Annotated in this window: 7 protein-coding genes; 6 read left to right on the top strand and 1 reads right to left on the bottom strand. The window is 73.5% G+C overall.

Going from position 1 to position 12,756, the window contains the following annotated elements; all coding sequences use genetic code 11:
* Positions 1–8 precede the first annotated feature (8 nt).
* The 6 genes from CAE01nite_RS07020 to CAE01nite_RS06995 all read left to right on the top strand — a co-directional run bounded on the left by CAE01nite_RS07020 (position 9) and on the right by CAE01nite_RS06995 (position 11,528).
* Complete coding sequence (locus tag CAE01nite_RS07020; RefSeq protein ID WP_146902039.1) at positions 9–2,012, top strand: APC family permease; 2,004 nt, start codon at positions 9–11, stop codon at positions 2,010–2,012.
* Positions 2,013–2,151: 139 nt separating this feature from the next.
* Positions 2,152–3,402, top strand: coding sequence for a class I SAM-dependent RNA methyltransferase (locus CAE01nite_RS07015; protein WP_246131056.1), 1,251 nt, complete (start codon positions 2,152–2,154; stop codon positions 3,400–3,402).
* A gap of 101 nt (positions 3,403–3,503) precedes the next feature.
* The gene (locus CAE01nite_RS07010) at positions 3,504–3,689 is read left to right on the top strand and encodes a translation initiation factor 2 (RefSeq protein WP_246131055.1); all 186 of its coding nucleotides are present in this window, start codon (positions 3,504–3,506) and stop codon (positions 3,687–3,689) included.
* 241 nt (positions 3,690–3,930) lie between these two features.
* Positions 3,931–6,795: an aconitate hydratase gene (locus tag CAE01nite_RS07005; protein WP_146902033.1), complete on the top strand. Its 2,865-nt coding sequence runs from the start codon at positions 3,931–3,933 to the stop codon at positions 6,793–6,795.
* Between the two features lie 126 nt (positions 6,796–6,921).
* Positions 6,922–7,380 carry a DUF1801 domain-containing protein gene (locus tag CAE01nite_RS07000; RefSeq protein ID WP_146902030.1) on the top strand — a complete coding sequence of 153 codons (459 nt, stop codon included), beginning with the start codon at positions 6,922–6,924 and terminating at the stop codon, positions 7,378–7,380.
* Positions 7,381–7,682: 302 nt separating this feature from the next.
* Positions 7,683–11,528 (top strand): endo-1,4-beta-xylanase, encoded by a 3,846-nt coding sequence (locus CAE01nite_RS06995; RefSeq protein WP_146902027.1) that lies wholly within the window; start codon positions 7,683–7,685, stop codon positions 11,526–11,528.
* A 146-nt stretch (positions 11,529–11,674) separates the two neighbouring features.
* Here CAE01nite_RS06995 and CAE01nite_RS06990 read toward each other — a convergent pair whose 3' ends face one another.
* The gene (locus CAE01nite_RS06990; RefSeq protein WP_146902024.1) at positions 11,675–12,562 is read right to left on the bottom strand and encodes an aminoglycoside phosphotransferase family protein; all 888 of its coding nucleotides are present in this window, start codon (positions 12,560–12,562) and stop codon (positions 11,675–11,677) included.
* Positions 12,563–12,756 lie beyond the last annotated feature (194 nt).

Genomic DNA, 12,756 nt, shown 5'->3' with positions numbered 1-12,756 from the left:
GGTGCCTCGTGTCTGACATCGCGGATGCCGCCAAGCGGCTCCTGCTCGGCAAGCCCGTCCGCAGCGACCGACTGGGGCACACCCTGCTGCCCAAGCGGATCGCGCTGCCGGTGTTCGCCTCCGACGCGCTGTCCTCGGTGGCCTACGCGCCGGACGAGATCCTGCTGACCCTCGCGCTGGCCGGCCTCACCGCGACGGTCATCTCCCCGTGGGTGGGCCTGGCCGTCGTCGCGGTGATGCTCACCGTGATCGCGTCGTACCGGCAGAACGTCCACGCCTACCCGTCCGGCGGCGGGGACTACGAGGTCGCCACCGTGAACCTCGGCCGGACGGCGGGCGTCACGGTCGCCAGCGCCCTGCTCGTCGACTACGTGCTCACGGTCGCGGTCTCGGTGTCGGCGGGCGCGCAGTACGCGGCCTCGGCGGTCCCGGGGCTGCGCGGGCACGAGACGCTGTTCGCGGTCGTCGTCGTCGCGCTGCTGACCCTGGCGAACCTGCGCGGGGTGCGCGAGTCGGGCGCCGCGTTCGCGATCCCGGTCTACCTGTACATGCTCGGCGTGGGGTCGGTCGCCGTCGTCGGCCTGATCCGGTACCTCGCCGGGGACCTGCCCCGGGCGGAGAGCTCGGCGCTGGAGATCGTGCCGACGTCCGGCTTCGACCAGGGCCTGACCGGGCTGGCCGGCGCGTTCCTCATCCTGCGGGCGTTCGCGTCCGGGTCGGCGGCGCTCACGGGGGTCGAGGCGATCAGCAACGGCGTGCCGGCGTTCCAGAAGCCGAAGTCCCGCAACGCGGCGACCACGCTCGCGCTGCTCGGGGTCATCTCGATCACCTTCATCCTGTCGATCCTCGTGCTGGCCCGGGCGACGGGCGTGCACTACGTCGAGGACCCGGCGTCCCAGCTGCTGCGCGACGGCGTCCCGGTGGGCGAGGACTACGTGCAGCACCCGGTGATCAGCCAGCTCGCCGAGACCGTGTTCGCCGGGTATCCCGTCGTCTTCGTCGCGATCGCCGTCGTCACCGGGCTCATCCTCATCCTGGCTGCCAACACCGCGTTCAACGGCTTCCCCGTGCTCGGGTCGATCCTGGCGAAGGACGGCTTCCTGCCGCGCCAGCTGCACACCCGCGGCGACCGGCTCGCGTTCTCCAACGGGATCATCACCCTCGCGCTGGCGGCGATCGCGCTCATCTGGGCGTTCGACGCCGAGGTCACCCGCCTGATCCAGCTGTACATCGTCGGGGTCTTCGTCTCGTTCACGCTCAGCCAGCTGGGGATGATCCGGCACTGGACGCGCGAGCTGCGCACCGAGCCCGACCCGGCGGGGCGCAAGCGGATGCTGCGCTCGCGGGCGATCAACGCGGTCGGGTTCGCCATGACCGGGGTCGTGCTGGTCATCGTCCTCGTCACCAAGTTCGCACTCGGCGCGTGGATCGCCATCCTCGCCATGGGCGCGGTGTTCGCGCTGATGAAGGGCATCCGCAAGCACTACGACCTCGTGCGCGAGGAGCTCGCCCTCGGGGACGACCCGACGTCGGCGCGGGCCCTGCCCAGCCGGGTGCACGCGATCGTCCTGATCTCGCACCTGCACAAGCCGACCATGCGGGCGATCGCCTACGCGCGGGCCTCGCGTCCCCAGCTGCTCGAGGCGGTCACCGTGGGGGTGGACCACGACGACGTCGCCCGGCTGCGTGCCCAGTGGGACGCCATGGACCTGCCGGTCCCGCTGCGGGTGCTGGACTCGCCGTTCCGGGAGATCACCCGCCCGATCCTCACCTACGTCCGCTCGGTGCGGCGCGAGAGCCCGCGCGACCTCGTGGTCGTCTACATCCCCGAGTACGTCGTCGGGCACTGGTGGGAGCAGCTGCTGCACAACCAGAGCGCCCTGCGGCTCAAGGGCCGCCTGCTGTTCACCCCGGGCGTGGTCGTGGCGTCGGTGCCCTGGCAGCTGGCCTCCTCCGAGGGGCAGACCGGCCTGGAGGACTCCGTGCGGGGTACGGTGCCGGGTGGCTACTGAGCACCCCCGCCGACCCGACCGCCGACGCACCGACGGCCCCGAGGACCGGCGCACCGACCGGCAGGCCGGCCCTCGCCGGCAGGCTCGTCCGCCCCGGACCGCGCGCCCCGCGCGTGCGACCGGCGAGGCCGACGGCCGCGTGGTCGAGCTCGAGGTCGGACCGGTCGCGCACGGCGGCCACTGCGTCGCCCGGCTCGAGGACGGGGCCTCGCCGGGGGGGCGGGGCCGCGTGGTGTTCGTCCGGCACGCGCTGCCCGGCGAGCGTGTGCGTGCGCGGCTGTCCGAGACCGGTCCGGCCGCCTCGTTCTGGCGCGCCGACGCTGTCGAGGTGCTCCAGGCGTCGCCGGACCGGGTGCCCTCGGCGTGGCCCGAGGCGGGTCCCGGGGGCGTGGGTGGCGGCGAGCTCGCGCACGTCGCGCTGCCGGCGCAGCGGGCGTGGAAGGCCGCCGTCGTCGCCGAGCAGCTGCGCCGGCTGGCGAAGGACGAGCGCGACGTCGTGGTGGAGGCCGCGCCCGGGGACGACGAGCGCGGCGGCCTGGGCTGGCGCTCGCGCATCGACCTGGTCGCGGACGCCTCGGGGCGGGCCGGGATGCTCGGGCACCGGTCGCACGAGGTGCACGCGCTGACCGCGATGCCGCTGGCCGCCGAGGCGATCGCCGACCTCGGTCTCTTCGACCGCCGGTGGCAGCCGGGCGCCCGCATCGAGGCGGTCGCGCCGGCGGGGGACGCGCCCCTCGTCCTCGTCGACGGCGTCCCGAACGTGGGCGGCCGCGCCGACACGCGCCCCAACGCCCGGACGGTCGTGCGCGAGCACCTGCGCCTGGGGGACCGCGAGTACACCTACCGGGTGGCCGCGGACGGCTTCTGGCAGGTGCACCGCGAGGCGCCGGCGGTGCTCGCCGGTGCGGTGCTCGAGGCCCTCGGGGACGTCGACGGCGCCACCGTGCTGGACCTGTACGCCGGGGCCGGGCTGTTCACCCTGCCGCTGGCGGACGCCGTCGGGCCGACCGGTGAGGTGGTCAGCGTCGAGGGGGACGAGCGCGCGGTCCGCGACGCCCGCCGCAACGTGCACGACCGGCGCAACGTCGAGCTGCACGCCGGCGAGGTCGCCCGGGTGCTGTCCGGCGCGGTGGACGCCGACTCCGACGTCGTGCACGCCGACGCGGTGGTGCTGGACCCGCCGCGCGTCGGTGCCGGGCGCAAGGTCGTCGCCGCGATCGCCGAGCTGCGGCCGGAGCGGGTTGTCTACGTCGCGTGCGACCCCGCCGCCCTGGCCCGTGACGTGTCCTACCTGGCCGAGGCGGGGTACGGCCTGACCGGGCTGCGGGCGTTCGACCTGTTCCCGATGACCCACCACGTCGAGTGCGTCGCGGTGCTGCAGCGGGGCTGAGGTCCCGCGCCCGCGCGGCTGGCCCCGCGTGCCCGGGCGCAATAGCGTCGACCGCGTGGCGCCCGGGCCCCACGGGCGCTCGACGGAAGGGGCGTGGACCCGTGACAGAGACGCACGTGAGCGAGGCGGCCAAGCGGTACGTCGAGGCCGGGCGCATCGCGGCGGCCGAGGCTCGCAAGGCCGGGACGCCGGAGTACGACCACCGTGCGCACGACCGCGCGGTGGAGCACGAGCGCCGGGCCGCCGAGGCGCTGGCGGCGGAGCAGGCCTCGACGACGCCGGGCTGAGCACGCCGGCACGAGCACGTCGGTGCAGCGCACGACGGCGTGATCGGTGCGTCCCGGACCGGCCGGCCCGTCCGGTCGGTCCGGGACGCGCGCTGCCCGGCGTGTCCGTACCCCGCCGGACCGGTACGATGTATCTTGACGTCAAGATATCTAGCGGCCGCCCGCCACGACGCGGACCCGGCCCCCCGCCACGGCCGGCGACCCTCTCGGTCGCCGTGCACTCGTCAGCGAAGGAGCACTCGTGAGCAACGTCGACACGTTCGGGTCGAAGGGGACCCTGGAGGTCGGCGAGACCTCCTACGAGATCTACCGGCTCTCCGCCGTGCCGGGCCTGGAGCGGCTGCCGTACAGCCTCAAGGTCCTGGCCGAGAACCTCCTGCGCACGGAGGACGGCGCGAACATCACCGCCGAGCACGTCAACGCGTTCGCGACCTGGGACCCGTCCGCCGAGCCGGACACCGAGATCCAGTTCACCCCGGCCCGCGTGGTCATGCAGGACTTCACCGGCGTGCCCTGCGTCGTGGACCTGGCCACCATGCGCGAGGCCGTCGCCGACCTCGGCGGCGACCCGAACCGCATCAACCCGCTCGCCCCGGCCGAGCTGGTCATCGACCACTCCGTGCAGATCGACGTCGCCGGCCGTCCCGACGCGTTCGAGCGCAACGTCGAGCTGGAGTACCAGCGCAACTTCGAGCGGTACCAGTTCCTGCGCTGGGGCCAGACGGCGTTCGACGACTTCAAGGTCGTCCCGCCCGGCACCGGCATCGTCCACCAGGTCAACCTGGAGTACCTCGCCCGCGGCGTCATGACGCGCGACGTCGGCGGCGTCGTGCGCGCCTACCCCGACACCTGCGTGGGCACCGACTCCCACACCACGATGGTCAACGGCCTGGGCGTGCTCGGCTGGGGCGTCGGCGGCATCGAGGCCGAGGCCGCGATGCTGGGTCAGCCCGTGTCGATGCTCATCCCGCGCGTGGTCGGCTTCAAGCTCTCCGGCGCCATCCCGGCCGGCGTGACCGCGACCGACGTCGTCCTGACGATCACCCAGCAGCTGCGCCAGCACGGCGTCGTGGGCAAGTTCGTGGAGTTCTACGGCGACGGCGTCGCCGAGGTCCCGCTCGCCAACCGCGCCACCATCGGCAACATGAGCCCCGAGTTCGGCTCCACCTGCGCGATCTTCCCGATCGACGACGTCACGATCGACTACCTGCGGCTGACCGGGCGCAGCGACGACCAGATCGCGCTCGTCGAGGCCTACGCCCGCGAGCAGGGGCTGTGGCACGACCCGTCCGCCGCGGACTACACCGAGCCCACGTTCTCGGAGTACCTCGAGCTGGACCTGTCGACCGTGGTGCCGTCCATCGCCGGACCCAAGCGCCCGCAGGACCGCATCGAGCTGACCGAGGCCAAGGAGTCGTTCGCGACCTCGATCCTCGACTACGTGAACCAGGACCCGTCCGAGTCGGTCGTGGCGAGCGGGCTGGAGAAGCCGCCGGCCATCTCGACCACCGGCCTGGACGAGTCGGTGGAGGAGACCTTCCCGGCGTCGGACCCGATCGCCGCCGGCGAGCACTACGACGCGACGGACGCCCCGGCCCACGTGACCGGCGGTGACGCGTCCCAGCGGCCGCACAAGCGGGTCCCGGTGACCCTGGAGAGCGGCACGCAGACCGAGCTCGACCACGGCCACGTGGTGATCGCCTCGATCACGTCGTGCACGAACACCTCCAACCCGTCGGTCATGCTGGCCGCCGCGCTGCTGGCGAAGAAGGCGGTCGCCAAGGGCCTGACCGCCAAGCCGTGGGTCAAGACGTCCATGGCGCCGGGCTCGAAGGTCGTCACCGACTACTACGAGCAGGCGGGCCTGTGGCCGTACCTGGAGAAGCTCGGCTTCCACCTGGTCGGCTACGGCTGCGCGACCTGCATCGGGAACTCGGGCCCGCTGCCCGAGGAGGTCTCCGCGGCGGTCAACGAGCACGACCTGTCGGTCGTGTCCGTGCTGTCCGGCAACCGGAACTTCGAGGGCCGCATCAACCCCGACGTGAAGATGAACTACCTGGCGTCCCCGCCGCTGGTGGTCGCCTACGCGCTCGCCGGGACGATGGACTTCGACTTCGAGAACGAGCCGCTGGGCACCACCGAGGCCGGCGAGCCGGTCTTCCTGCGCGACATCTGGCCGTCCCCGGCGGAGGTCCAGGAGACGATCGACTCCTCCGTCCAGCGGTCCATGTTCACCAAGGACTACGCCGACGTCTTCGCGGGCGACGAGCGCTGGCAGGGCCTGCCGACGCCGGAGGGTGCGACGTTCGAGTGGGACGCGCAGTCGACCTACGTGCGCAAGCCCCCGTACTTCGACGGCATGGGCGCCACGCCGGAGCCGGTCACGGACATCTCCGGCGCCCGCGTCCTGGCCAAGCTGGGTGACTCGGTCACCACCGACCACATCAGCCCGGCCGGCTCGATCAAGGCGGACAGCCCGGCCGGCGCGTACCTCGCCGAGCACGGCGTCGAGCGCCGCGACTTCAACTCCTACGGCTCGCGCCGCGGGAACCACGAGGTCATGATCCGGGGCACCTTCGCCAACATCCGGCTGCGCAACCAGCTGGTCCCCGGGGTGGAGGGCGGGTTCACCGTCAACCACCTCAACGGCGAGCAGACCACCATCTACGAGGCGGCGCAGGCCTACGCCTCGTCCGGCATCCCGCTCGTCATCCTCGGCGGCAAGGAGTACGGCTCGGGCTCGTCGCGCGACTGGGCGGCCAAGGGCACCAGCCTGCTGGGCGTCCGGGCGGTCATCACCGAGAGCTTCGAGCGCATCCACCGCTCGAACCTGATCGGCATGGGCGTCCTGCCGCTGCAGTTCCCGGCGGGGGAGTCCGCGGACTCCCTGGGGCTGGACGGCACCGAGACGTTCGACATCGCCGGGGTGACGCAGCTGAACGAGGGGACCACCCCGCGGACGCTGCGCGTCACGGCGACGAAGGCGGACGGCTCGACGGTGGAGCTCGACGCGGTGCTGCGCATCGACACCCCCGGCGAGGCGGACTACTACCGCAACGGCGGCATCCTGCAGTACGTGCTGCGCTCGCTGGTCAGCCAGGCCTGACACCCGCTCGCGCGGTCGCGCGGACGTCGACGGGGCGTCCACCCCTGCGGGGGTGGGCGTCCCGTCCGTCTGCCCGGGACCCCGCGTGGCTGGCCCCTCGGGCGCTGGCCGCGGGAGGATGCCGCCATGGCCACCACCGAGTCCTCCGGGTCCACGCCGGGCACGTCGACCGTGCCGACCGGCGCCGACGTCGCCCGGTTCGTCGCCGGCGTGGAGCACGACGTCCGGCGCCGGGACGCGCAGACGCTGCTCGAGCTGATGCAGCGCGCGACAGGCGAGCCGCCGCGCATGTGGGGACCGTCCATCGTCGGGTTCGGGTCGTACCACTACGTGTACGCGACCGGGCGCGAGGGCGACATGGCCGCCGTCGGGTTCTCGCCCCGCAAGGCGTCCACCACGGTCTACCTCATGGAGGGGTTCGAGCAGCACGCCGACGACCTGGCCCGCCTCGGACCGCACACGCTGGGCAGGTCCTGCCTGTACCTCAAGGACCTGGCGAAGGTCGACCTCGGGGTGCTCGAGGCGATGGTCGCGCGCTCGTACGCGACCACCACGCAGCGCGCCTGGCCGCCCGCGCGCGACTGACGCCCCACCGACGGCCGGTCCGGACGGCGCGGGGCCACCCGTCCGGACGGCCTCGGCAGCACTCGTCCGGGTGACCCCGGTCGACCCGTCGCGCGTGCGATCGGGTCCGACGGCAGGTCCGCCCCGACACGCGCGCGTGACGCGTCGGCAGGGGACGCGATCGTCCCGACGTCAGATCAGGTTCTTGACGGACGGAACGTTCCCGTGTTCGACTGCGATAACGGTTTCGATAACGGTATCGAAGTCGCGGGCCGCGCCGCGCCCTGAGCGCGGGCCCCCCTCACACCCAGGAGCACTCACTGATGAGTCGACCTTTGACCGCGCTGATGGCCGTGTGTGCCGTCGTCGCCTCGCTCGTGACAGGCGTGGGCTCCACCGCCCAGGCCGCCGACGTCACCGTCCTGAGCACGGACTTCGAGAACGGTGACGTGGCACCGTGGACGCAGAGCGGCGGCCCGACCCTGTCGGTCGTCGACGCTGACGGGGACAAGGCCCTGCTGGTGAGCAACCGTGCGAACGACTACGACGGCATCACGTCGCCCGCCAACCTGCTGCGGGCCGGCACGGCGTACACGTTCTCCATGCAGGCGAAGCTCGCGCCCGGCACCGAGGGCTCGGCGGGCATCCGCTTCGTCGTGCAGCCGGCCTTCACCTGGGTCGGCAACACCACGATGACGGCCGACGCCTGGACGACGGTGACCGGCACGTTCACCGCCCCGGCGGGCGCGGACCCGGCGAGCCTGCGTGCCTACATCGGCACCGGCGACCTCGGCGCTGCGTACAGCTACCTCGTCGACGACATCCGCATCACCGGGCCCGCGGCGGGCCCCACGACGGTCAGTTCCGACGACTTCGAGGACGCGTCCTTCTCGCCGTGGACCCAGAGCGGTGGACCGGCGCTCTCGTTCCCGGACGCCGACGGTGACACGGCACTGCTGGTGGCCGGCCGGGCGAACGACTACGACGGCATCCAGTCGCCGGCCGGGCTGCTGAAGCCCGGGACCCAGTACACGCTCTCGATGCAGGCGAAGCTCGCCGAGGGGACCCCGGGCTCCGCGGGCATCCGCTTCGTGGTGAAGCCCGCCTTCGACTGGGTCGGCAACGCCACGATGACCGCCGCCGGGTGGACGACCGTCTCCGGCACCTTCACCGCGCCCGCCGGCACCGACCCTGCGGCGCTGCAGGTCTACATCGGCACGGACGCGCTCTCGGACGGCACCACCGCTGCGTACAGCTACCTCGTGGACGACGTCCGGATCACCGCGCCCGCCGGCACGAGCGTCGCGGAGCCGTGGACGCCGACGCCCGACCCGGCCTTCGTGCCCGGCGGTGCGGTGGACCCGACCACGACGCCGGTGTCGGCTGCGCGAGGCAACGGGAACGTGGCGGCGCTCACCTTCGACGACGGGCCCAACACCGGCGGCGAGACCGCAGCGCTGCTGGACGTCCTCAAGGCCGAGGACGTCAAGGCCACGTTCTGCGTGATCGGCTCGCAGGTGCGCGCCCCGGGAGGCGCCGAGCTGCTCAAGCGGATCGTCGCCGAGGGTCACACCCTGTGCAACCACAGCGCGACCCACGCCGACATGGCGTCCTGGACGCACGCGCAGGTCGAGACGGACCTCAAGGCGAACCTGGCCATCATCCGCAGCGCCCTGGGCGACCCGCAGCAGAAGGTCCCGTACTGGCGTGCGCCGAACGGCAGCTGGGGCGTCACCGGCGAGGTCGCCGCAGCCCTGGGCATGCAGCCGCTCGGGCTCGGCAACGTCATCTCCGACTGGGACGGCAACGACCTGAGCGAGGCCACGCTGACCGCGAACCTCCGCAAGGCGGTCACGCCGGGCGCGGTCGTCCTGGTCCACGACGGTCCGGCCAACCGTGCCAACGGCATCGCGGCGGTCCGGACGGTCGTGTCCGAGCGGCTGGCCGCCGGGTGGACCTTCGCGCTCCCGCAGGGCGGCATCGCCCCCGCGACCGCGCCGACCACGGTGACCTCCACCTTCGAGGACGGCACCGACGGCTGGGGCCCCCGCGGCGGCGCGACGACCGCGCTGAGCACGGACGCGCACCAGGGCACCGGCAGCCTGTCGGTGACTGACCGCGCCCAGGCGTTCGAGGGCGCCACGCTGGACGTCACCGGCGCGCTGCCGGTCGGCACGACCGTCGGGATCTCAGTGTGGGCCAAGCTCCCGGCCGGGGCACCTTCGGCTTCGCTGAAGGTCTCGGTCCAGCGCAACACGGGCACGGCGGAGAACTACGACAGCGTGGTCGGCGGGGTCGTCACCGCGGGCGGGTGGACGCAGCTGAAGGGCACCTACACGCTCGGAGGGCGGGTCGACCGGGCTCAGGTGTACGTCGAGGGCGACGCCGGCGTGAGCTTCCTCATCGACGACTTCTCGCTCGCGCCGATCGTGCTGACGCCGATCCAGGACATCCCCGCGCTCAAGGACGTGCTGGGTGCCCAGGGCATCGAGCACGTCAGTGCCGCGATCGACCAGCGGGAGACCGTGGGGCGCCCGTCGCAGCTGTTCCTCAAGCACTTCGACACGTTCTCCCCGGAGAACGACGGCAAGCCCGAGGTCGTCCAGCCGACCGAGGGGACGTTCAACTTCACCAACCTCGACCGGCTGCTGGACTACGCCGACGCCAACGACGTGCAGGTGTACGGGCACGTGCTGGTGTGGCACTCGCAGACCCCGGCGTGGTTCTTCAAGGACGGCGCCCGCGACCTGACCAGCAGCCCCGCGGACCAGGCGATCCTCCGGGCCCGCATGGAGCGCCACATCAAGGGCATCGCGGACCACATCGACGCGCGGTACCCGAACGGCGACAGCCCGATCTGGGCGTGGGACGTCGTCAACGAGGTCATCGACGACGGCGAGACCGACAACCCGCACGACATGCGCAGCAGCCGCTGGTTCCAGGTGCTCGGTGAGTCGTTCGTCGACGACGCGTTCCGCCTCGCCGACACCTACTTCCCGGCCCAGAAGCTGTTCATCAACGACTACAACACCGAGATGCCGACCAAGCGGGCCGACTACCTCGAGCTGGTCGCCGCGCTCCAGGCGCGCGGTGTCCCGATCGACGGCGTGGGGCACCAGGCCCACGTCGACTTCGCCCGGCCTGTCCAGTGGCTCGACGAGTCGCTGACGGCCGTGGAGCAGCTCGACCCGACGCTGCTCCAGGTCATCACCGAGCTCGACGTCAGCAGCTCCAAGGAGAACAACGGCGCGGACGTCAGCGCCGGCACGGTCCCGCAGCACTCGGCGGCGATGCCGGCCGGTGACGCGGAGACCGAGGTCGGGTACTACTACCGCGACATGTTCGCCATGCTGCGCACGCACGCGGACTCGCTGGAGTCGGTGACCTTCTGGGGCCTGGACAACGCCCGCAGCTGGCTGCGGACGTGGCCGGCGGCCCGCCCGTGGGAGTCGCCGCTGCCGTTCGACGACGACCTGCAGGCGACCCCGGCGTACTGGGGCATCGTGGACCCGGCCAGGCTGGCCACGCGTCCTGCCGACGTCCTGCCGCCCCGCATCGGCGGGCACGACACCGTCACCGCCGTCGCGTCGGACAGCACGGGTGCCGTGGTCCGCTACGACCTCCCCGAGGCCGGGGACACCCGGGACGGCGTCCTGACGCCGACCTGCTCGCCGGCCTCCGGCTCCCGGTTCCCCGTCGGCACCACCACGGTGACCTGCTCGGCGACCGACGCCGCCGGGAACGCGGCCCGGCCCGGGACGTTCCGGGTCGTCGTGACCAAGCCGGTGGTGGACCTCACCGCCGTCGTCACGGGTCCGTCCACGGTGCGCGCCGGGGGGACGGCGAGCTACGCCCTCACGGTCACCAACGCCGGACCGTCGACGGCCGAGGGCGTCACCGCGGTGCTGTCCACCACGGGCCTGAGCAAGATCACCGCCGGCACGGGCGCCGGCGCCGGCTCGGCGACGGTGAACGGCACCAAGCTGACCGGCATGCGGGTGGTCGTGCCCACGTTGGCGCCGGGCGCCTCGGTGACCGTCACGGTCACCGGCAAGGTGGACGGCAAGAAGGGCAGCACCGTCACCGCCGTCGGCGGCGCGGTGTCGACCACGACGGAGCAGGCGCCGGCCGACAACCTCAGCCGGCTGGTCACCACCGTCACCCAGTGACGCCACACCGATGACCCTCGGCCCCGCACGGGCCGAGGGTCACCGGCTCTGACGTGGACGGAGCCCCGTTCGCCCTCGGGCGAGCGGGGCTCCGGTGCGTCCGTGGTCACCCCGGCGCCCCGGGCCGGGGCGCCGGGGAGGGCACGTCAGTCCGCGAGCACCTGCGCGATCGTCTCCCGGCCGAGGAGCGCGAACGCCGGGTCGTCGTCCGAGTGCGCCAGCAGGGCGGTCGCCATCGCCAGCGCCCACCCACGCGCGCGCACCCAGGTGGCGCCGTCGGTGCCGGTCAGGTCGGTGACCCGGTCGCGGAACACCCGGCGTGCGGCCGCGTCGAAGGTCAGCCACGCGGTGGCCAGGTCGGTGGCCGGGTCCCCGGCGGTCAGGTCGCCGAAGTCCAGCACGGCCGCCAGGTCACCGTCCGCGGTGAGCAGCAGGTTGGCAGGGTGCAGGTCGCCGTGCAGCCACACCGGAGGGCCCGAGCGCCCCGGGACGGCGGCCGCGTCGGCCCACACCGCCAGGACGTCGTCGGGGGCGGGCACGGCGCCGGACGCGACCCGCTCGTGCACGACGGCGTCCCGGTCGCGCAGGGTGCCGCCGCGGAAGGGGTTGTCGGGTGCGTCCGGCGGCGCCGCGACGTGCAGGCGTGCCACGACGTCCGCGAGCGGGACCGCCAGCCGGCCGCGGTCGCCCCGCGGGACGCCCGCCGCCGGCAGACCGTCGAACCAGGGCACCACGGTCCACGCCCACGGGTACCCCGCGCCCGGACGTCCGGCACGGACGGGGACCGGGATCGCGACGCCGAGCCGGTCGGCCATCTCGGGCAGCCATCGCTGCTCGTGCAGGGCGAGCCGGGCGGCCGTCTCCCGGCGCGGCACCCGGACGGCCAGGTGGTCGCCCAGGCGCACGATCACGTTGTCCCACCCGCCGGAGACGATCCTCAGCGGCAGGTCCGCGAGGTCCGGGTGCTGCTCGCGCAGCAGGCGCCGCACCAGGTCGGTCGTCACGTCGAGCTCCGCCGGGGGACGGGTCGCCACGGGTCCTCCAGCGTTCGGGGGGGTCGGGACGGGGCACGGTGGGCGGGCCCGCCTTGCGGCGGCCCCGGTCGGGAGGCTCCCACGCCGGGGCGGCGTGGCGCACGCCGCCCGCAGCGGCGTGCCTCCGTGCGCCCCGCCGCCCGCAGCGGCGTGCCTCCGTGCGCCCCGCCGCCCGCAGCGGCGTGCCTCCGTGC

Origin of the sequence: Cellulomonas aerilata (assembly GCF_007991755.1) — a bacterium.
GTDB lineage: Bacteria > Actinomycetota > Actinomycetes > Actinomycetales > Cellulomonadaceae > Pengzhenrongella > Pengzhenrongella aerilata.
The sequence above is the reverse complement of the archived record's forward strand: the minus strand, read 5'-3'. Positions and strand labels throughout refer to the sequence as shown.